Source organism: Porphyromonadaceae bacterium W3.11 (genome assembly GCA_030434245.1).
Lineage (GTDB): Bacteria > Bacteroidota > Bacteroidia > Bacteroidales > Porphyromonadaceae > Porphyromonas_A.
Genome location: JAUISX010000001.1, coordinates 287,828 through 308,084, shown reverse-complemented (window position 1 = coordinate 308,084; position 20,257 = coordinate 287,828). Strand labels below are relative to the sequence as shown.

Sequence of the window (20,257 nt, the reverse complement as noted above, 5' to 3'; positions counted from 1 at the left end):
ATTATTTCTTTAGGTAAATACCGTCTTGTGCCACTCTATACATGTCAGTAGCGATGTTATCAAGCTTGCGGAGATAGTCGCTATTCGCTGCGATGCGGTCAATCTGTCGGATCATGGTAGCAAAGTACACCCTTGCATCACGCTGGTAATCGTCCGTCTGCTTGGCGTAAGTTACGAGGGTCGATAGTCGGTCCACCTGCACCGTCATCAGTCCCTCGAGTCGCTCTGCAGAGTCTTGCGTCATCCTACCAATACCTCGAGCCTCCGCCTTGCGCCCTGCATCCATATCAGGGAGCTGCAGACCTTGTTTCTCCAGCTCAGACCGAAAAGCATCCATGGCATCTTTATAGCCATCGATATTGCCCCGAGCCGAATCGACCAGCCAACGGATATCGTCTCTGATGTCACCGTCTCCTCCTGCCCCAAAGCTATCCTCCATCCGCTTCTGGAGCTCATCGAAAGACTCTTGGAAAAACTGAGCGAAAATCATCTGCTCGCCGATGTCGTAGATGACCTTAGAGGCGTACGACTTGAAGTCATCAAAGGCAGCATAGATATCGCCATCGGCTATTCCCTTCTTCAGCGCTTCGGAGAGCTGGCTACCAATGTCACCAGAGAGCGAGCGGAAGTTATCCCGCATCTGTTGCTCCGCCTCCTGCGCTTTCTTTTGAATCGCATCCCAATTGTCCACCAACTTTTTGGTGGCGTCATCCAGCTTAGCATAGTCCTGTAGGATTTCGGGGTTGAGTGCAAAAGTATCCTTGTCATATATCTCCTTATACTTTTTGCCGAGAGATTCGAAAACTGGCACCAGTTTTTTCTTAGATCCACCGAAGATACCACCAATGAGGGCACCGATACCAGCACCGATGGCTGTACCTATGGGTCCAAATATAGACCCCACCACACCGCCAGCGGCTGCACCACCAGCTGCCCCTTTGGCCACATTACTGCCTGATACTACCTTTTTGCTACCCACCTGTACTTGGCCATTGGCAAGGGTACGGGAGAGTGCCTGCAGCTCATACATCGTCTTAGCGTACTGTTTAGCCCCAGCGATGGCTCGTGCGTAGGGGTTTTCGACGCCGAAGATATTACCCTCTTTATAGCCTGCTGCCTCGATGCGTTGCATCCGAGCTACCTGCAGTGCAGACTCGTTTGCCTCCTGCCACGCCTTCATGAACTCTCGATTTTCCTTAGCCTGCTGTATGGCGACATCTGCCACCTGCATGATGCCCGAAATGGCAGCGCTCACTTTATCTATAGACAGTTTGGACTTTATCCCAGAAACAGCAATACCAACCGACTCGGCGAGCGAGCTAAAGGTTTCGCCGATTTCTCCGCCCAACTTAGACAGCGAGCCGAAAATGCTCTGCAGGCCTCGACCCATCTCCTCCAGTTTGCGGACGGGTATATCCTCGAGGGCATCGGTGAGGTCTTTGATACGCTCGGTGACCTCCTCTATCTCCTTGCCCACATCAGCACCATTCGCCTGCATCTCCTGTAGCTTAGCTTGTCTTTTTTGGGCAAATGCCAGCTCCGTTTCGAGGAGTTCCTCCTCACGCTCTGTCTCAAGGTTATACCGCTTGTTGGAGATCTGTATGCGGCGGAGAGCTATCATCTCCTCGAAGTCGATGCGGTCCAGCTCGCCCTCCTTTCGGATGCGAGAGAGCTCCGCTTGCTCTTCGGTAGCTATTCGGACGAGGATGTCGGCAAGCTCCTCCTTATCCCTCACGTGTGCTTCCGCCTCCTTCCGCCACTCGTCGTACTCACGCTTCGTCTGGGCAATGCGTTGTTCCTGTCGCGTAGCCACCTTGGCATCAAGGCTTGCCTCCACCTCTTGGATGATGCGGTCAGATGCCGCATTGGCTTCGGCTACCTTGCGGAGGTACTCCGCATCGCCATTGTCGCTGACGAGCTTCAGTTTCGCTTGCTGGGCGGTTGTATCAATCCCCGCCTTGGCGATTTCCTCGAGCTCACGCTGACGCTCCTTGAGGAGTGCCTTGCGCTTCTCATTTTCTATCTCCAGCTCTCGGAGTTTCTTCTCGCGCCCCTCCTTAAGTGCTGCCAACTCAATAGCCAGCAGTTCCTCCTCATTAGCCTTGGCGATTTGAGCAAGACGATCCGACATTTTTTTGTACGCATTTTCTGTACTCTTACTACTCTTACTGATAGTATCGATGGGGACCACTCCGATGTTATCCCAGATCTCTTTGTATTCTTTTTCAAAGTTCAAAGAGTTCTGTATTAGAAGGTCTCCTGCCTCTCTATCCTTACGAGCGTCATCAGCTATATCACGACTTCTTAGTTTAGCGATATAACCTCCATCCGTGTCTCCCCACCCAAGGCCCAGAGTAAACTGCCTTACATTTTCTTCAAATGCAAACCAGCTATCCATACCAGTAGGATTGGCAGCTCTTTGCTCTGCCTGCATCATCTTTTGAATGCTCTCTTTGTATTTTTCGCTGGCTAGCTCCATGGATGCGGCAGCCTTAGCCCTAATCATGACGCTTTTGACAAAGGCGTCGGTGTTATCAACCAGTAGATTTTCGGCAGATCGTACATCATCTACCTTTACACCCATCTGCTTAAAAGCTTCGGCATTCTTCTGGACAAACTCTTTTTGCTTTTTCAGGTTACCATTGAGTGCTACAAACTCTTGTTGTAGTCGCTTGTAGGTAGCAATGACATCACCAACTTTATTCGATACAGAGGAGGCAAAGCGCTCCTGCTCCTCACGTATCGCCTTTTGCTTGCTCTGCCACTTGTCATAAGCTGAGATTAAAAAGCCGATAGCGACGGACAAACCGAGGGTAATTGTCGCGGTGAGTGCTTTGGCTGCTGCCGCAGACATACCCAATGATGCGGCTAATTTAGTGTTTGCGGTGGTCCAAAAGCGTTTGACCTTGGTAACTGTTTGTATTCTAAATGTAGAGGTCTCGAGGAGTACATTTTGCACCTGCTGCAAACCAATAGTAATCGCCATCAGCGACTGGAGTTTGGTCTGGATGGCGGCTTGGTCCTCTTGGCTACCCCCTAAGAGTGTCCACGCACCAGTGGCAGCTGATGCCGCACCAGAAAAAGCACTCACAGCATCGGCAAGACCTTGCCAGCTTCTATTACCCTTTGCGAGCTCTTGCCCCGTACGATTGACCATCGCTTGCGCTTCGGCTAACTCTTGGAGGTCTCGCTCCAGCTTGCGGTAGGTCTCACTATTCTGTTTGCCAGCAGCCGAGAGTGTTGCCATCTCCGCTTTGGTCTTTCTTATTTGCGTAGCAATTAAACCGTATCCGTTTATGAGTTTCTCCAGTTCTTTGCTTTCAGCTGCCAACGCCTTTTCCTGTAGTTCAATTTCTTTATTTACAGATGCTAGCTCCTGCTTATAGAATTTCCCATCTTTGGTGAGACCCCAGTCTTTATTCTTCGAGGAGAGTGCTTGTATCTGATCATTGATTTCAATGATGGCATTCTTCAGCTCATTGATTAGCTTTTTTCTGAAGTCCATTGTTGCTTTTAGCTTTGCCTGAGCATCCAAAGCACCTTGCGCCATCTCCTGTATGGCCGAGGTCGCTTTACCTGCTTCCTCCTCTACGTTACTATTGAGCCGTATGTCAATGCTTACCTCATCCATGCTTTAACTTTCTTCTTTGATGCCTAATAAACTTCTTAACTCTTTCGCCCCCTCTATCACTGGTGTTTCCTCCTTATCTTCCTCGCTACTCTTGTAGTCGATATATGGTTGGTCAATGTCCTCGAGGAGCAAAAGTGCAAGTGGCTGAGCCATCAGATCCTCATGTGTTAGTCCTCTATCTCGTTTCCACTTGCCGATGACTCCGAAGACGCTATCGAGTCCTTTGACTCTTGACTCGTCTTGCTTTGTGGCCTCACCCGAAGCATCCTTATCAATGCCCACACCGAGAGAGTAGCTTTCCGAAAATTTTCACCCCTGCACATCGTCATCGTAAGATTATAGAGGTGCAACAGATCTTTAAGAAGTACTTGGTCAAGTTTATCCACTAATCTTGCCAATTCTCTTTCTCTCGGCTGAGCTTTGCCAAGAATCGCTATGGCTACAATACGTTTAACTCCGAGAAGTTGTTTTGGCGTAATTACATTTACGTATAGTTGGCTTATCTCCTCTTCTGCCAAGTCATTAATCACCGCCTCATGTAAAATCATAAGAGCTGTACCCACACTGGGGGGCTTAATCTTTACCGTGTCTCTCCCTATCACTCTTTTCCAAAACGGGGCGGGCAGCCGAAACCGCACGCCCCGCTGGAGGATCAGGTCGAGAGCACTCATTGTGCTATCGTCCATAGGTTATACCGTTGATGGGTCCTTATCGTAGATACCCATAGCGACATTCCACGCTGTCGATGCCCCGAGGCACTCGAACTCGAATGGGAAGGTAACTACACTCTTTTTCCCAATTTTGCCGCTCATGGTTACAAATCCCTGTGCGTTGGGCACGACGATGACCGAGCCGTCGCTCATCACCAGCTTAACCGACTTGTGGATGCGCTTAACATCAGCTGATAGCTCCACACCACCTTCTGTCGCTTCGCCACCCAGTAGCTCCGCCATCTGTGCTTTCGTTACTGAGGTAAAGCTACCAGTGTACTTGTAAGGTACACCGTCGTAAGTGATGTAGATAGGCGAGTCGCTTTCGTGTACGCCAATTTCAAATTTTTCGGGTTTATCTCGGAAAAGACCCACTTCATCTCCATCAAAGTGCATCGGTGCCTTAGTGGTAAATGAGGTGGTTGCGATGGCATCCTTGGAGGTAATCGGCTCTCCGAAGTAAGCCTCCTTGATGCGTAATACTGCGATTGGATTATTTGTTGACATACTATTATCTCTTTATTCTGTTTACTATTAGATTGCTGTATCTCCTTCTTCTGGGGTTGTTTCCTCCTTAGGTGGTGTGCTGGTCGTTGGTGCCTTGCACACATCTGCTTGACACTCGAATTTCACTCTACTAAGCTCCGCCTTGATGAAGGTAGATGGAGTAAAGCGCATCTTAACACCTCGAATGTAATCAGAGGTAAACTTTTCGCCAGCGGGTACTGACTTACTTGAAATGCGTGGGGTAAAGGTGCCCAGCTCGTGAAGATTAACACTATACCCTAACCGCATATACTCACTGACCACCTCGCCAAGGTGCGTCAGTACGTTCATCACATCACCTCGACCAAGCGAGGTAATTTGCTCAAGTCTCTTTGCGATGTCTCGGATAGGCACTTTACCTTTGGACATCTGGGTAGCCATTTGTATCTGCTGCCCTCCATTCAACTTGCTTTTTCGTTGGACTATCTTATATTCAAATGCCATATTCTACTTACTATTTATTCTCGGAGAGTATTCATAAACTCTCGGAGAGTGTTATAATTTCCTCGGAGCATTTTCCATGCCCTCTTTTATTGATATATAAATGATACTAATTACCCCGATCCACATCAAGGCTTTCTGCCACCAGTGTAGGTGGCTCACTTCTATCTCTCGGACCACTTCCACGGGTACTTCCTTGATGGTAGTCGTTTCGGGGTACTCGACGCGCTCTGGAGGGTGCCTCGCTTGTAGCTCGAGCATACCTTGTCTTAATTGCCATAGGAGCTGTAGCCCTTTAGGAGAGACAGACACTCCTGATGTCTGAGTGCCATTTGAAAGCCGTTCGAGCGGCACTCGTATGAGTACCGAGTCGCCTGGTAGCTCAATTGTCTTTAGCTCCACTTGGGTGATCTCCTTAATCGGCACCTGCTGGATCACAGGTTGCTTCGCCCTGCACCCTGCAAGGGCGATGAGCATTACCATGAGTATTAAGTATCGTTTATTCATCCTTTTTAATAGTTGTAGTTCTACGTCTCGAGCGAGGGATGGAAATGTTCATCTCCTTCAGCACTGCACTCATGGCTTCTGACTCCTCACGCAATGCCTCCAACTGACGCATCAGCTCCTGCTGGTTGACCTGCAATTGTGAGTTTTCAAGCCGCAGCTGCACCACCTCCTCAAGCAATGATTTATTTTTCTCGGAGAGTAGGTCGATGCTATCCTGCAGGTCCCGCAGAAAGTCATTATTCGCCTTCCTGCGACCCGCGAACCAAGCTATCGGTGTGCCGATCAGCCCAAGTACTGTACCTATGAGTAAATTCCAATCCATTAATTAACCTTTCTCTTTCACATTCCCCCTTTAGGGGGTTAGGGGGCTTCTAAATCATCTCCCAGGCACGTTCAATCAGTGCCATATCACCAACGTACCTGCCATTTTCCACACGGCTAATCGCATACGCCAGCTTGCAGAGCTCTACTTTATCTGTCGCCTTGAGCATCTTACCTGGCAAGATGCCAGAGTATTCAGCTGCACGGCGGATGTAGGCTTCGGTGTCGTTTTCGTTGCTCGGGGCCCAGCGGGTAATGATCGCCCGCAGGGTCGTCCGCTTGTGCTTAGTGATGTAAGTTCTGAGCGTCATCAGCAGAGCACGGTAACCGTACTCCAAGCTGACAAACTGCTCAAACTGCCTATCTGTGCGCTCACCTGGAGGCACCTCGCCACGCCAGCTATTGCCTATGCGGATATTGCCTGGGTTATTATTCCTTATGCCTCGAGGTACTCTCATTACATCACGCTATTGCCTCCTGTACGATGGCGTATACACCCTTCTTGTCGTTGCGGCGTTTTCCTCCACCTGCGCGAAGCAAGAAAGCATAGACATCACCATAGTAGAGAGGAGAATCCTCATCTCCAAACATTTTTACTTCTCCCAGTGCGCGCGATACATAGTCCTCGTGCCATGCAAGTACTCCAGCGTTGTCTGTCTCTGCAGGTGTTTTGGATAATGCGTACCCATTGTAGACGAGTGCAGTACTTCGCATCATGATCTTAAAGCCGTAAAGCTCGCCGACGATACCCTTCTTGACATCCACTGCTGAGAAAAATGCGGCAGACTCCTTGACGGTCAAGCTTTCGATGAACTGATCGTACATGATTGCATCCATCAATGCGTACCTCCCTTCCGCAGGGATTTCGTCCACATTCATCTTCGTAAAGACTTTCCGTAGGTCGTCCTTAGTGAACGCCTTACGTTTGCCTGTCGCCTCTGGGACATGAGCATCTACTTCCGCTCCTGATGTCTTCAGGATGCGCGTAGAATCACCGACAGGGGCCCATTTTTGGAGGATGCTTTCGTGAGTTTTGCGATGCAGCTCCTTTTTGTCACTGCTGATCACACTTTGTCGCTTGTCATAAGACAGCTGTACCGTATCTGCATTCGAGATGCGGATAGGATTAGTGGTAAACTCAGAAAGGTCGTACGTCACGTCGTAGTCCTTACGTTCCTCCACCTTGGCAGGCAATTCAGTTCTGTTTTCTACCACTCCGCTAGGAGCTCCTGCATTTGGGATGTGCACCGTCTTGTGGTCGACATACTCTGAGTCATCTCTGGACTTGCTCGCAAATGAGTCGTCAGGGTAAAGTCCCTCTTCGATATCTTTAAGCCAAATTTCTTTTTCTAAAGCCATAACTATTTGTTTTTATTATTACTACTTATCTTGGTTCGCGTCCGAAGCATTCCTTGAATTTCTCTCGGTACTCTTCGGGGTACTTCTCTTTGAGCTCCGCCAGCCTATTAGCCTTGTCGATTTCCGTCCAGCTCATGGTGAGGAGTCCGTCCTCCTTTTTGTCGGAGTTGTTGATTTGGTTAGCGATGGATGGTCGCTCGGGGAGTCCATTTATCATCGCTTTTGCTGCCTCATGATTGAGGGCAAAGAGCTGGAGGGTACTCTCCTTGGCAGATGCTGCGAGCTTCCCTGCCTTGATGGCTTCGTCGGTGAGCTTGACTGCCTCTTCCTTGAGGGCTGCTGCCTCCTTCTCCTTGATGCCCTTGAGCTCAGCTGATAGCTCCTGATTGGTCTGTGAGAGCTTCTGCACCGCCTGCAACACCTCTGATTCATTGGAGTTGTCTGCAAGGTTCAGCAGCTCGAGTAGTTGCTTATTCATACCTTCTGTTTTTGTTATTGGTTTATCTATTAGTGTTATAATCGTTTCGATGTCTGTACTGCTCTCCATATTGATTTTGGTGCCGTAGGCGTCGTAGAGCGCCACTGAGAGTGCATTATGATTAGCACCGATAGTGCATATAGAGGCTTCGCGTACCACCCACTCGGTAACCGTCGCATACTTTTGTCCTGCGAGCATCACTGATGCATCGGTAGAGCTTGCCACCGCCCACGCACCGATGCTACAGGCTTTGATATATCCAGCCTCAACCTTGCGGGCAATCTCGGCCGCCTTGGGGTCTTTTAGGTCAAAATTAGCATCAGCCAAAATCTTGGTGCCCTCGATGCGGATGTTCTCCCACCTACCAATAGGTAGCTCCCAATTGTCGTGGTTCCAGAGCATCACAGGGTTTTTGTGAAACTCCTCGAGGTTGGCCCCAGAGGTGAGCATTCGGAACCCGTGCGTATTTAGTGTCTCGTCGTGCAAGACGAATGTTATCAGTTTATCCTTTGCCATAGCGTCTATTATTAATTACACCACAAAGTTGGCAACTACCTTCTAACACTCATAAAACCAGTGCCATAGTGGCACTACTTTTTTCTTTTGGGGCTTTTTCAGCTCAATTTTGCAGTAAAGATTTAGAGATTATGGCACAAATGACGAATGCCCAAAAGAAGGAGTGGGCAAAACTCCTTTACACAAAAGAGCACCTCCCGCAGGTAGAAATTGCCGAGCGGGTGGGTGTATCGCCCGTTACGGTGAATCGATGGATCAAGCGGGAGAACTGGGAGCTCCTACAGGCGAGCCTGACGGTAACTCGTGAGGAGCAGCTCGGTCACCTCTACAGACAGGTGGCGGAGCTCAACAATAACATCAGTAATCGTCCAGAGGGAGAGCGATTTGCCAACTCCAAGGAGGCTGATGCCATCAATAAGCTTGCGGCCGCTATCGATAAGATGGAGCGGGAGACTGGGCTGGGAGAAATCATCAGCTCCTTTCAGCAATTTCTGAGTTTTCTAAGGGTAACCGATATGGACCTTGCCAAACGATTTATACCGCTGATGGACGCATTTATCAAGAGCAAACTATAGGCTATGGCAAAGAGACTAACGGCAGATGATAAGAGGTGGCTACAAGAGTGGGAGGAGACCAAACTGGGCATCCTCAATTCGGCAGTGGTCGATACCACCGAGAGCGAGAGCGATAAGCACAAGCGAATTAAGCGACTGGAGGCAAACGATGAGGAGTGGTTCGCCTACTACTTCCCATCTTACTACTCCGCCAAGCCAGCTAAGTTTCACATCGATGCCACCAAGCGCATTATGGCCAATGCCCGATGGTACGAGGTGCGGGCGTGGTCGAGAGAGCTCGCCAAGTCTACCCGCACGATGATGGAGGTGATCAAGCTGGCGCTAACTGGTGAGATTCGCAATATCCTACTTGTATCTGACTCCAAAGACAATGCCGATCGCCTCCTTATGCCGTACAAGATAACACTCGAGTACAACCAGCGCATCGCTAACGACTATGGCAAGCAACCCAAATTTGGAGCGTGGAAGGATGGCGAATTCACCACCAATGGCGGGGTGAGCTTTAGGGGCATCGGGGCGGGGCAATCCCCTCGTGGTACACGTAATGAGGCAGTACGACCCGACTGCCTCCTCATCGATGATATCGATACCGATGAAGAGTGTCGCAACCCCGATCGCATCAAGACCAAGTGGAAGTGGGTGGAAGAGGCGTTGATACCAACCGTATCTGTCAGTGGCAATTACCGCATCATCTTCTGCGGGAATATCATCGCTAAAGACTGCTGCATCACCAGAGCAAAAGAAAAAGCTCACTACGTGGACATTGTCAATATCCGTGATGAGCACGGTAGAAGTTCTTGGCCAGAGAAGAATAGCGAAAAGGATATTGACAGCATACTATCGATGTTGTCCACTGCCTCCATCCAGAAGGAGTTTTATAACAACCCAATCACAGAGGGCGAAGTATTCAAGGAGATCACCTGGGGTAAGTGTCCGCCGATGAAGTCGCTCCCATTTATCGTGGTGTACGGTGACCCATCACCGAGCAATAAGAGCGGGAGAAAAGCCAAGGGAGCGTCGCATAAGGCAGTCATCGCTGTAGGTTATCAAGCGGGTAAATATTACGTCTATGATGCTTGCCTCGAACAAACGAAGAACAGCGACTTTATCCAATGGTACTACGATATGCGGGCAAAGTATGGGGGTAAAACGGTGGTCTATTATTTCATCGAGAATAACTCCCTGCAGGATCCTGTGTGGGAGCAAGTGCTTCAGCCGCTAGCCGTGAAGCTCGGTGAGAATCAAGGCGGAATGATACCGATTATCACCGACAGCACCCGTAAGGGAGATAAGTATGCCCGCATCGAGGCGACGCTGGAGCCTCTCAATAGACAATCGAGGTTGGTATTTAATATCGACGAATCGGGTAATCCCAACATGCAGCGACTCGAAGAGCAGATGCTGGCAGTATCGCCAGGTCTTCCCGCCCCTGCCGATGGACCCGACTGCTTGGAGGGTGCGATTTTCCAAACCAATGTAAAATTATCGAGTGTATCGACCGATGCTATCATCATCGGAGGAGCTCGCAGAAATAGTAAAAGGTATTGAGATGTATATAACAATCGAAGAGATGAAAACACACCTCTATAAGGAGGATGTGGACCTAATCAGTGGTGGTGATGACACCATCATGCTGGCGGCGATCGATACCGCCACGGCAGAGATACGGAGCTACCTCGGGAAATATGACCGAGAAGCCATCTTCAGTGCGGAAGGCAAGGAGCGTAATGCACTACTTTTGACCTTCGCAAAAGATATTGCGGCTTGGCACTTCCTAACGCTCTGCAATGTGGGAAGCGACCTCGATTTTAGACACGGCAGGTATGCCCGTGCCATCGACTGGCTCAAGGCGGTGCAAAAGGGTGATGTAAGCCCAGACCTCCCGATGCCTGACGAGGATGGCGATGGTGAGCCCGACCAGCCTACCACTTATCTATTTGGATCCAACCCTAAACGCAATAACCACTATTGATATGGCAAAGAAAAAGAGTAAAAAACCAGCTCAGACTGGCACCGTGATACAAGATTTGGTGATTAAGCCCATCCGTAGAAATGTGTGGGAGGCGAGTGCTTGGCGCTCGGCACTACGTAGTGCTGACTACGGACGCACCTCTACCCTCTATGACATGTATGATGATATGCTGCTGGATCCATACCTATCGCATGGGGTGGATAAGCGTACCAATGCGGTGGCTCTCTCCGATTTGGTATTTGCTGACAGCAAGGGCAAACCTGTAGAGGTGATGGATGACCTCATGGATACGATTGCTTTTGAGGATCTACTCAAGGAGATTGCCAAGTCTCGATTTTATGGTCGCTCCGCTGCGGAGCTGAGCTTTAATGACGATGGGCTTGTAACTTCTGCCATCCCTACCAAGCACATCTCCTTGGAGCGGAAGGGTATCATCATCGACCTCGCCAACGAAGAAAAGGTAATCCCCTACGAGGGGGAGCGCTCGCTGATCGTTTGCGGTAAGCCACGCTACTGGGGGCTAATCCTCAAAGGCATCCCGTATGCTATCTTTAAGCGAGGGGGCTTTGGCGACTGGGCACAGTGGATAGAGTTATTCGGCATGCCGATGCGTATCGGTAAATACAACTCTTACGACCAAGCCTCACGACGGGTACTCGAGCAGGCTTTGGAACAAGCTGGATCTGCTGCCTATATGGTGGTGCCTGACGGTGCGGAGATAGATATTCGGGAGACCAAAGCCACCAATGGTATCAGCTTTGACCAATTCCGCAAGGCTTGTAATGAGGAGATATTGATTAGCCTGCTGGGGCAAACGCTCACCACCATTGCAGGGGATAAGGGGGCACGCTCGCTGGGTGAGGTGCACATGGAGGTGGAGGAGTCGCTATTTAAGAGCGACCAGAAGTATGTGCAGCGAATACTCAATAGTCAGGTGTTACCTTTCCTTGAGGAGCGAGGATTGCCCGTCAGTGGAGGTCGATTTGTCTTCCCAAGCTCCGTGGAGCAAACATCGGTGAATGACTTGGTGCAGCTCTCTACACTAATGGCGATACCTGAGAGCTACCTACGGGACCGATACGGCATACCTGCACCAGATGGAGACGAGCCAACCACAGGCAAAAAGGAGGAGCCAAAGCAAGAGGAGGAAAAGCCTGAAGAAGAGGAGCCGAAGGAGCCAAAAAAGGAAGAGCAACCCGATAAAAAGCTGCATGATGTAACTCTTGCAGCTTCAAAAAAAAAAGCCCAGAAAGTTCGGACGCCTTGGTGGCTGAAATTGAAGCACTCTATTACGGGGAACATTCAACTTGCTGACGACTACTCCATCAATATCGACAAACTCTTTGAGGAGGCACTCAAGGAGGTATATGGGGAAGCACTTGTGGAAGAGTCCAAGAAGACCCTCTCTCCATCGCTTTTTAGAGTAACCAATGATCCTCTCCAGCATGCGGTGGACTCTGCATTCGCATCGCCTGAGTTTGGAAAGCCTGAGCAGGGCTTCCTCGACCAGTTTAAGTACAATACGGGCGTTTTTGCAGCCTTTAAGGCGCATGCCGAGCAGAAGCTATTGGTATCTATGCTCCTTGATGAGGAGGGCAATCTACGCTCATTTAGAGAGTTTCGCAAGGCCGTTAAGGCGGTCAATATCCAGTGGAATGAACAGTGGTTGCGTACCGAGTACAATACCGCCGTACGCTCAGCCCGCTCTGCCGCCAACTACCAAGATGCCCTCCGCTCGAAGGACACTTATCCTAATCTGGAGTACCTCATCAGTAGTGCTCGTGATAAACGAGATGAGCACCTCGAATTAGTTGGAACCATTCTACCGATAGAGGACCCATTTTGGGATATCTACCTTCCGCCGTGGGACTGGAATTGCCAATGCAGCTTCCGCCCTACAGATAAGCCTGCAACGGGTGTGCCTAAGATCACCCAAATGATACCTCCAACATTCCAAAACAATCCAGGCAAAACTGCCGAGTTCGTTAAGCTTAACGAACACCCATACCTCAAGGGCAAGGGCGTAGCCACCTGCCCCGAGTGCCGCCGACAAGGACTGGTGTCAAGTGGCTCTGGCGACGAGCTCTGCCAGATGCACCAGCAGGCAAGGGAAGAGCATGTACAAAAATTAGACTCTAAAGAAACAACAAAAAGACTTTTAGCTGTCCTTAGACCCAAGGAGGTTCGCTATCCTGAATTTAAGGGAAAACTCGGTAAATTCGTGCGAAATTCTGTCACTGAGAATATGCGTTACGGCGAATTGTACCCCATTAAGAAAGAGGTTCTTGAAAATATTGATGAGTACTTGAACGCAGAATACATGCACAAGTTCAAAAAAAATGTAAAGAGAAGCAAGGATAACTATGTCTTAGGCTACCATAAATTTACAATTAAATACAAAGGGAATAATCCGATAGGAAAGGATAGAAACATTGAACTGCAATTTGAAGAGCGGGAAACGGGTGAAATAGTCTTCCACTTCATAAAGCTGATATAAAAAGAAAAGTGGTAATAACCCGTCACCACTCTGTTCGTCGCCAGGGGTCGCAGTTATCACCACTTCTTTGATTTCTCACCACAAAGGTACGTAAACAATTTAATATGAACAAACAATGGATATTCAGGAGTTTGCAGTAGTAATCGAGACGAAGAATAAGCAGCTACAAGAGTTTATCCGCTCGCAGGCGGTAAAGGATATTGTGGGCACGGAAGCTGTAGCACACTTCAAGCGAAGCTTCGAGGATGAGGGCTTTACCGATGAAACGCTCAACCCTTGGAAGGAGGTGGAGCGACGGAAGCCCGAATCGCCCTGGTTTGGACACTCGGGGCAAACGAGGAAGTTTAGTCTTGAGCGGACCAGTGCACCTATCCTGAATGGCGAAACAGGCTTACTCAAAGACTCTATCCGATACACCTACCTCCCTGATGGGGTGCGTGTCTCCAATAGTGCTCCTTATGCTGCAGTGCATCAGTACGGCCAACCAGCAAAGATCTACGGCAAAAAGCCATTCACCATGCCAACACGCCCATTTATAGGGCGTAGCAAGGTGCTCATGCGTAAAATCGAAGAGAAAATATATAGTAAAATATTAGACATCGTAAAGAAATGAAACCAATTTACACCGCCCTCCTCGGGCAACTACAGACCATCACTCAGCTTAAATACATCGACATGGATACGGGGCAGCTCGAAGTGGGATTCGCGGAAACCCAGCGACCACCCATCGCCTACCCAGCCGCACTTATTACTATTTCTGTGAACCGCCAGCAGGACATTACTGAAGTCTCTCAGCTATGCAATGCGAGGGTAACTATCCGCATCGCAGATGACACCTACATGCGTACGGCAGCGCACCAATCGGAGCGGTCGAGATCACTACAGATTTACGACCTTGTGGAGGAGGTGCGGGAGTGCCTGCAGGGATTTACAGGTAAAGAATCCTTTAGTCCTCTCTCTCGTATCAGTCAGGAGCGTGAGCGACAGAGCAATGGTTTATTTGTCTATCGATTAGATTTCGAAACCACCTTTATTCAAGTTTAGTCAAAGAGCGAACGTTGGCGTGGCATCGGTGGATTGCTTTCGCTCTCTTTTGCCCGCTGCAGGTGGCGGTAGAAGGTGCGGCGGCTCATCGGGTAGATGTGTTGGACAATAGAGCGGTACACCCACTCTTTGGAGCGATCTTGCCGACCTGGCTCATAGTTCGCCTCCACAATCTCTTGTATGATCAGCGACATCTTACGTGTATTTCTGTGTACTTTTCCCATCCCATCTACCTTCTTCTCACAAATATAACGTTTATTCAGCAAAAAGCAGAGTGGGACGTGCCTCACGGCATATCCCACTCCTCATTAATCACTTTACAATTATGAAAAAAAGAAATTATTAATATCCAAAACATCCCTCATAGGGGTTGCATTTTTCCTCGTTCGTGCCCTCATCGATGAGCCTTAGAGCCTCCTTCCAGCCGGGGAAGCCACCGAGGTTACGATCATCAATGTAGAGGTCGGCATACACTTTTCGGCAATCATTCGAGTAGCGCTCGAAGTTCTCTCGAGCGTTACAATTGATGTTGTCAAAGGGGATACCCTTCTCCAGCAAAAAGTTAATGGCATCGGTCTGATCTTGCCCCTCTCTGCACGTCCATATAATAAGATGATGCCCCCGCCTCTTCAGCTCCTGCATGGCATCCCTTGCACCATTCACCACTACTCCAACTTCTGGGTATGGGCTGGCATTTATTACGCCATCAAAATCTACTGCTATTACCATCTTCCTCATACTCATCTTCAACCTCCCTTTGTTTCTCTCTCAATCTGTCTCTTAACTCACTTTTCCAGTCGCTTAAGCTGACCGTCACAGCCTCATAATCCGCATTTCTTAACGAGGTCTGCATATCATTTATAAATGAAAGGTCCGCCCTAATCGCTTCTATGCTATTCCTATCTTTTTCCATATCGTTTATAATATTGAGGGGGTGCCAGGAGTGATTTTTTGCTGCTTTGCTCCCTAGGTTGATGCCACTGCATTTCACCCCCTCATGTTAATTACCAAAACATATTCTCATCCTTTATGATTTTCTTAGCCTCGCTATTGCGATATTTCGCCCTTGGCGCAATCAAATTAAGAGTTTCTTGCGCTGAGTAATATGGACGATTGATTTCCCACAGATGAAGGAGGTACTCCTTCTTATTACGTTTCGGCGAATCGATATGACTACTTGTCGTACGCTGATTGTTACTTATTTCAATATTACCCATAACAGTTACATTTTCCTTACATTTCACTCACTTCGCCCACTTCTGTCATGGATAAGGGGACTGTTGTCCAGCCGTTATGGTCATCTTTGATTTCGCAGCGAATGTATCGCTTCGAAAGGGTAGGTAAATAGCTCTCCTCGATGATTTTCACCGCTTCCAGGAACTCCTCCGATTTAGTTTCTTCGGCGATTCTTCTCAGCTGAATCACTCGACTAGCTTTGAGATTCCCCTTACTGTCCTTAGAAAGTAATCGGAATACCATATCCACCAGGGCTTTGCTCTTGTCATCGCCCACTAGGCTCTCTAGGTACTTTCGGACCATCTGAATACCGTCGTCCACTGTGTCACGGTATCCGTCGATAGTGTGATAACCAAGAGTTACCCTCATGGTGCTATCGGAATTGGTGAAAGTGTGTGAGCGCTGCCCCTCGCTGACCAAGCCCAGTACATCGCCTTTCATGCGAATCAGCTCCTCGAACTGCTGAAATACTCGTTCCTTGCTCATGCCTAGCCCATCACTGACCTGCTGAAGGCTTGGCACCACGGCCTGTAACGTCTCATCGACTAGTTCACGATAGGCGTCGCGGTTCTGCTGACGAGTGTTCTCCTCCTCTTTCTTCTTTTTCCACGCCTTGTACTCCTCAAATTCTTTTCTCTCTTGCTCTGTCATGGTACTCATTGTTATATCATATTTGATTGTTAATTATAATTACCTCTTTTTATCATTTGTGCCGTAGTCACATTCGTGTAATAGACGCACTTCCTCTTTTTATCCTTTTGGGGCTCCACCACGGTCACCTCCTCCTCTTTTTCTTTCTTCTTCTTTCGGTTGATCGCGTACATCTTTCGTCTGAGTTTTTCGAGCTCCTCCTCATTGAGCTGGTGGAACTCCTTGCCCGCAATTCGCGACTGACTTACGAAGCGATTCACTGCCTCCCAGTCGCTCGTATCGATGCCATAGCTTTTCAGTAGCTTAAGCACAGCCGAGCGTTTACGCCTCTTTTCGGGATTGGCTTTGGAAGGCTTGAAGCCTGTCTGCTTTCTCAGTTCTGCCCTGAGCTTCACGAGCTCACCACCTGTGAGCTCACGCAAACTATTTGTCCTCCCATCGGAAACACTTTCGCACATCACACGTTTAAGCTCCTCTGCTTCCAGCTCTCCTGCTAGCTTATTAATCATCGCCCAGATGTCGCTATATCCTCTCATGTCACTCTCTTATGTTTAGTTGTTCGCTGACGGTGTAGGCCACCATCCTATCGTAAGGCCCCATCATCACTCCTGTCACCATCCGATAGACCATCGCCATAGTCGCCACCTCAGAGTAATTCATACTGATAGTGTACTTTTCCTTCTGACTCAGGAGACGTTGCCCGAGTCTCTGTGATAGTTGCACCAGGTTGAAGAATTTTCCCTCCTCTTCCTGAGTGAGTCCCTTTCTCGCCTCGAAAAAGGAGACAGCTATCAGTGTGACCATCGCCACACTTCTTAGTTCAGCAAAGGATAACTTCATTTTCTTTCTCTCGTGCATAATCCGCAGACGGCTGTTGTACACTGTTCTTTCTTCTATACTATTCATCGTTTCCTTTTTTATTGCTCTTTTCCCCAATAAATCTCTGCCTTCTCCTTCCAAATGTCGAACTCGCCTCGCTCACCGATAAAGCGGCCCTTACTGAAAGCCCTATACCCTTCCACCCATATCTTTAAGGAGGCATCGTACATCACACTCACTGCTTCGTTGCCTGCTGGGTTATTGCCACTGGCATGGCTGATGAAAATAAGCAGGTGCTTCGGGAAACGCTCCTTGAACTGGATGTAATCGATATAACTCATGCGGGTGTATTGAAAGGAGTCGATAATCACGATGCGTGGGCTCCGCTTTTTCTCGAGTCGCTCTCCGAGCTCCTCCATACTTTCGCTGATAATTCGTAGGGAGCCGTTCACCTCCATCATCCCAAATCGCTTGAGGGTGTTCGCCATCGTGAGGCCTGTGCCCTCCTCCAGCGAGTTAAATAACACAATGCCATACTTGCAGAGCTCCTTGGCGAGCATCATCGTAAACGAACTCTTGCCATTGCCACTCTTGCCCCATATAATCCAAGTGCCACACTGCTCTGGCTTGCCGAAAAAGGCTTGCCACTCCTCTGACAGCTCAAAGGTTTCCAGCTTCTGATTGAGCACCTGACTCACCGATAATGCTTGCTTTGCCATATTATTCTCCTATATCGTCCGATTTATCCGTTTATAGTCGCGGATAAATCCGTTAGTACTTCCCAATAAATCCGCTAATAGACGCGGATGCCTTCCTGATGCTATTCACCATACATTTCAGCATTCTATACTGATGCTTTAGCATTTTCCCACTCATCTTTTAATAACTTGTTTATTTTATTTGCTTCCTTCGCTAATCTCTTATGCCCATGATCGCGATATAGTAGATGAAGCTCTCGTGAACCCTGCACAGTATAGTAGACCTGATCGTAAGTGTACTCTGGCATAGTTGCTGCTATCTCAGGTAACGTCATATTTGACTCGATAAGCACTTTAAGCCTATTAGTATCAATCTCTGGAGCCTCTGAGAGTAGTCGCTTACGCTCCATCTCCTCCTCCCATCTCTTCTGTCGGGCATCATAAAGTTGTTCCCAATTTTTATGAACTTTCCAAAGGACGAGACTTCGAGAAATCGTAGCTCTATCAATTCCTGTAACTCTATATATTTCGTTGATAGACACCCCATATCTGTAGAGTGTCACAATCGTATCCTTTTTCTCCTCTACGTGTTTTGCATTCGTAAACGTACCCGAATTTTTTCGTGGAGGGCGTCCTAATAACACTCCCATCTTTTTTCGTAGTGCCAAACCTTCCAGCGTTCTTTGCTGTATGAGCTGTCTCTCAATCTCGGATGCCAATCCAAACGCAAATGCAAGTACCTTAGATTGAATGTCATTACCCATGTGATACCCCTCCTTTACAGTGTGAATTTCCCCTCCCAATTTCATCACTTTATTCAGGATCTCCATTACCATTAAGAGATTTCTACCGAGCCTACTGATCTCGCTAGAAATGAGTATATCACCCGCCTCCATTTGATTAAGAAGCTCCCCTAAGTGTCTTTTTGCGTAATCAACACCACCTGATACGCCATCATCCACTACATACTCATCAATAACCCACCCCTTATCCTTCGCGTATTCATCAACCCCCTGCTTTTGACTATTTATATCCTGCTCCGAAGAGCTCACTCTTAAATAACCGTATATCATAATCCTAGTATTTCTTTTATTTTTTCTTCGTTGTTAGGTCTTTTATTTGCATAATCTGCAAGACTCTCATCCTCTTTTAAGGCACCCACCTTTTCAAGCCTTTCTATCACTTTAACGATATCAAAGACTGGTCTTTTATGCATTTTTGTTAGTTGTATATCTATATAGTTGATACTTCCTAGCTCGTGTGCGATCTCTGGAAAGCACCGATTAAACTCTTTTTTCGCTAAGCCCCAATCCAACTCCATATCACGCCCTAAGTTTCAACACACACTTTTTCACCCGCCTCAAATCAAAATCAAATTGCTCTGCATCTCTAATCACATTATTGATAGTTGATTCATTTGTTATTCCATTTCCTGACTTTCCCCATATAATCCAAGTTCCACACTGCTCTGGCTTGCCGAAAAAGGCTTGCCACTCCTCTGACAGCTCAAAGGTTTCCAGCTTCTGATTGAGCACCTGACTCACCGATAATGCTTGCTTACTCATAATTCACTATCTTTGTAGCATTATTAACTAAAACAAATTCACCATGGTACAATTAAGTATGTTTACAGAGGTTTATGTCTCAGGAGGTGCGTCCGAGCTCTCTTCCGAAGATGTTCATCTACTAAAGCAGACCCTTCAGGGCTTCCGCTACATCCTTGAGCTCTTTGGTTTTGACCCTGAACTTCTACAGGTTGGGTACAAGAACTGGGCTTTTGATTTTCGCTCTGCTCCTGAGGACGAGATACATCCACGTTTTTCAAGAGAGTGCACGCACTTTCATTGTTGGGACATTGATGTGGAAATACAGGTCGAGAATCAAAGTAAAGCCTATCGAATGTCGGCCCTAATGGAGCAGCTACACGCGTCCCTTCAGTATTGCATGCCGAAGGATAATGTTGAGGTCTCAAATCTGGACTTGCGATTGGACGGCACCCCTCTATTACCTTCAATATAAAATCAATTGTTTTAGAGTCATCAGCACTTATCGCTGATATATTTACCTCTGTTCTTTCGTTCGTCTGTATTACTTTAATATCCATAATTCACTTCTTTTTTCTCGGAGAGTTTTTTCACGCTCTCGGAGAGTTTTATATTTTTCTTGGAGTTCAACATTTATAAATGCGGGTTAATCAGTTTCTATAAACGGGTAAATCCGTTTGTACACACGGATTTCTCCGTTTGTACACACCGT

General features: G+C 48.1%; 28 protein-coding genes. 7 read left to right on the top strand and 21 right to left on the bottom strand.

The genetic code is table 11. The features are described 5' to 3' along the window. Position 1: 1 nt before the first annotated feature. Genes QYZ87_01240 through QYZ87_01195 form a run of 10 tightly spaced genes read right to left on the bottom strand, consistent with a single transcriptional unit; the run spans position 2 to position 8,509 of the window. Positions 2-3,631 carry a hypothetical protein gene (locus QYZ87_01240; protein MDN4753163.1) on the bottom strand — a complete coding sequence of 1,210 codons (3,630 nt, stop codon included), beginning with the start codon at positions 3,629-3,631 and terminating at the stop codon, positions 2-4. 3 nt (positions 3,632-3,634) lie between these two features. After that, a complete protein-coding gene (locus QYZ87_01235) occupies positions 3,635-3,784 on the bottom strand; it encodes a hypothetical protein (GenBank protein ID MDN4753162.1) in 150 nt (49 codons plus the stop codon). Between the two features lie 14 nt (positions 3,785-3,798). Beyond that, positions 3,799-4,317 (bottom strand): hypothetical protein, encoded by a 519-nt coding sequence (locus QYZ87_01230; GenBank protein ID MDN4753161.1) that lies wholly within the window; start codon positions 4,315-4,317, stop codon positions 3,799-3,801. 3 nt (positions 4,318-4,320) lie between these two features. Next, complete coding sequence (locus QYZ87_01225; GenBank protein MDN4753160.1) at positions 4,321-4,848, bottom strand: hypothetical protein; 528 nt, start codon at positions 4,846-4,848, stop codon at positions 4,321-4,323. 27 nt (positions 4,849-4,875) lie between these two features. Continuing rightward, the gene (locus tag QYZ87_01220; GenBank protein MDN4753159.1) at positions 4,876-5,331 is read right to left on the bottom strand and encodes a hypothetical protein; all 456 of its coding nucleotides are present in this window, start codon (positions 5,329-5,331) and stop codon (positions 4,876-4,878) included. A 51-nt stretch (positions 5,332-5,382) separates the two neighbouring features. Beyond that, positions 5,383-5,835: a hypothetical protein gene (locus QYZ87_01215; GenBank protein ID MDN4753158.1), complete on the bottom strand. Its 453-nt coding sequence runs from the start codon at positions 5,833-5,835 to the stop codon at positions 5,383-5,385. Next, positions 5,828-6,157, bottom strand: coding sequence for a hypothetical protein (locus tag QYZ87_01210; protein MDN4753157.1), 330 nt, complete (start codon positions 6,155-6,157; stop codon positions 5,828-5,830). Before QYZ87_01210 ends, QYZ87_01215 begins: the two co-directional genes overlap by 8 nt. A gap of 49 nt (positions 6,158-6,206) precedes the next feature. After that, on the bottom strand, positions 6,207-6,614 hold the full coding sequence (locus tag QYZ87_01205) for a structural protein P5 (GenBank protein ID MDN4753156.1): 408 nt from the start codon (positions 6,612-6,614) through the stop codon (positions 6,207-6,209). Between the two features lie 4 nt (positions 6,615-6,618). Continuing rightward, complete coding sequence (locus QYZ87_01200; protein ID MDN4753155.1) at positions 6,619-7,515, bottom strand: hypothetical protein; 897 nt, start codon at positions 7,513-7,515, stop codon at positions 6,619-6,621. 25 nt (positions 7,516-7,540) lie between these two features. Further along, positions 7,541-8,509 (bottom strand): HK97 family phage prohead protease, encoded by a 969-nt coding sequence (locus QYZ87_01195; protein MDN4753154.1) that lies wholly within the window; start codon positions 8,507-8,509, stop codon positions 7,541-7,543. 131 nt (positions 8,510-8,640) lie between these two features. On the opposite strand from QYZ87_01195, the gene QYZ87_01190 reads away from it, so the two are divergent. From QYZ87_01190 to QYZ87_01165, 6 genes are all read left to right on the top strand, one after another. After that, positions 8,641-9,084, top strand: coding sequence for a helix-turn-helix domain-containing protein (locus QYZ87_01190; GenBank protein MDN4753153.1), 444 nt, complete (start codon positions 8,641-8,643; stop codon positions 9,082-9,084). 3 nt (positions 9,085-9,087) lie between these two features. After that, a complete protein-coding gene (locus QYZ87_01185; GenBank protein MDN4753152.1) occupies positions 9,088-10,632 on the top strand; it encodes a hypothetical protein in 1,545 nt (514 codons plus the stop codon). Between the two features lie 22 nt (positions 10,633-10,654). Next, positions 10,655-11,056 (top strand): DUF1320 family protein, encoded by a 402-nt coding sequence (locus QYZ87_01180; GenBank protein ID MDN4753151.1) that lies wholly within the window; start codon positions 10,655-10,657, stop codon positions 11,054-11,056. A 1-nt stretch (position 11,057) separates the two neighbouring features. After that, positions 11,058-13,553: a DUF935 family protein gene (locus QYZ87_01175; GenBank protein MDN4753150.1), complete on the top strand. Its 2,496-nt coding sequence runs from the start codon at positions 11,058-11,060 to the stop codon at positions 13,551-13,553. 115 nt (positions 13,554-13,668) lie between these two features. After that, positions 13,669-14,166, top strand: coding sequence for a phage virion morphogenesis protein (locus tag QYZ87_01170; GenBank protein MDN4753149.1), 498 nt, complete (start codon positions 13,669-13,671; stop codon positions 14,164-14,166). Continuing rightward, positions 14,163-14,597, top strand: a complete 435-nt coding sequence (locus QYZ87_01165) for a hypothetical protein (GenBank protein ID MDN4753148.1) — start codon at positions 14,163-14,165, stop codon at positions 14,595-14,597. The genes QYZ87_01170 and QYZ87_01165 overlap by 4 nt, the downstream gene beginning before the upstream one ends. Here the strand turns inward: QYZ87_01165 and QYZ87_01160 are convergent. The 11 genes from QYZ87_01160 to QYZ87_01110 form a co-directional block, all read right to left on the bottom strand. Then, positions 14,594-14,821 carry a hypothetical protein gene (locus QYZ87_01160; protein ID MDN4753147.1) on the bottom strand — a complete coding sequence of 76 codons (228 nt, stop codon included), beginning with the start codon at positions 14,819-14,821 and terminating at the stop codon, positions 14,594-14,596. The genes QYZ87_01165 and QYZ87_01160 overlap by 4 nt on opposite strands. A 118-nt stretch (positions 14,822-14,939) precedes the next feature. After that, the gene (locus QYZ87_01155) at positions 14,940-15,335 is read right to left on the bottom strand and encodes a hypothetical protein (GenBank protein ID MDN4753146.1); all 396 of its coding nucleotides are present in this window, start codon (positions 15,333-15,335) and stop codon (positions 14,940-14,942) included. Further along, a complete protein-coding gene (locus QYZ87_01150) occupies positions 15,304-15,510 on the bottom strand; it encodes a hypothetical protein (protein MDN4753145.1) in 207 nt (68 codons plus the stop codon). Before QYZ87_01150 ends, QYZ87_01155 begins: the two co-directional genes overlap by 32 nt. A gap of 91 nt (positions 15,511-15,601) precedes the next feature. Then, the gene (locus QYZ87_01145; protein MDN4753144.1) at positions 15,602-15,814 is read right to left on the bottom strand and encodes a hypothetical protein; all 213 of its coding nucleotides are present in this window, start codon (positions 15,812-15,814) and stop codon (positions 15,602-15,604) included. 16 nt (positions 15,815-15,830) lie between these two features. Further along, on the bottom strand, positions 15,831-16,493 hold the full coding sequence (locus QYZ87_01140) for a DUF3164 family protein (protein MDN4753143.1): 663 nt from the start codon (positions 16,491-16,493) through the stop codon (positions 15,831-15,833). A gap of 20 nt (positions 16,494-16,513) precedes the next feature. After that, complete coding sequence (locus QYZ87_01135; GenBank protein ID MDN4753142.1) at positions 16,514-17,020, bottom strand: hypothetical protein; 507 nt, start codon at positions 17,018-17,020, stop codon at positions 16,514-16,516. 1 nt (position 17,021) lies between these two features. After that, on the bottom strand, positions 17,022-17,390 hold the full coding sequence (locus QYZ87_01130) for a hypothetical protein (protein MDN4753141.1): 369 nt from the start codon (positions 17,388-17,390) through the stop codon (positions 17,022-17,024). Positions 17,391-17,401: 11 nt separating this feature from the next. Further along, positions 17,402-18,022 (bottom strand): hypothetical protein, encoded by a 621-nt coding sequence (locus tag QYZ87_01125; protein ID MDN4753140.1) that lies wholly within the window; start codon positions 18,020-18,022, stop codon positions 17,402-17,404. A 125-nt stretch (positions 18,023-18,147) separates the two neighbouring features. Beyond that, positions 18,148-19,074 carry a recombinase family protein gene (locus QYZ87_01120; protein ID MDN4753139.1) on the bottom strand — a complete coding sequence of 309 codons (927 nt, stop codon included), beginning with the start codon at positions 19,072-19,074 and terminating at the stop codon, positions 18,148-18,150. Continuing rightward, positions 19,071-19,322 (bottom strand): hypothetical protein, encoded by a 252-nt coding sequence (locus QYZ87_01115; protein MDN4753138.1) that lies wholly within the window; start codon positions 19,320-19,322, stop codon positions 19,071-19,073. Before QYZ87_01115 ends, QYZ87_01120 begins: the two co-directional genes overlap by 4 nt. A 1-nt stretch (position 19,323) precedes the next feature. Beyond that, the gene (locus QYZ87_01110; protein ID MDN4753137.1) at positions 19,324-19,566 is read right to left on the bottom strand and encodes a hypothetical protein; all 243 of its coding nucleotides are present in this window, start codon (positions 19,564-19,566) and stop codon (positions 19,324-19,326) included. A gap of 43 nt (positions 19,567-19,609) precedes the next feature. On the opposite strand from QYZ87_01110, the gene QYZ87_01105 reads away from it, so the two are divergent. Further along, entirely contained in the window at positions 19,610-20,020 is a 411-nt protein-coding gene (locus QYZ87_01105; GenBank protein MDN4753136.1) for a hypothetical protein, read from the top strand. Positions 20,021-20,257: the final 237 nt, after the last annotated feature.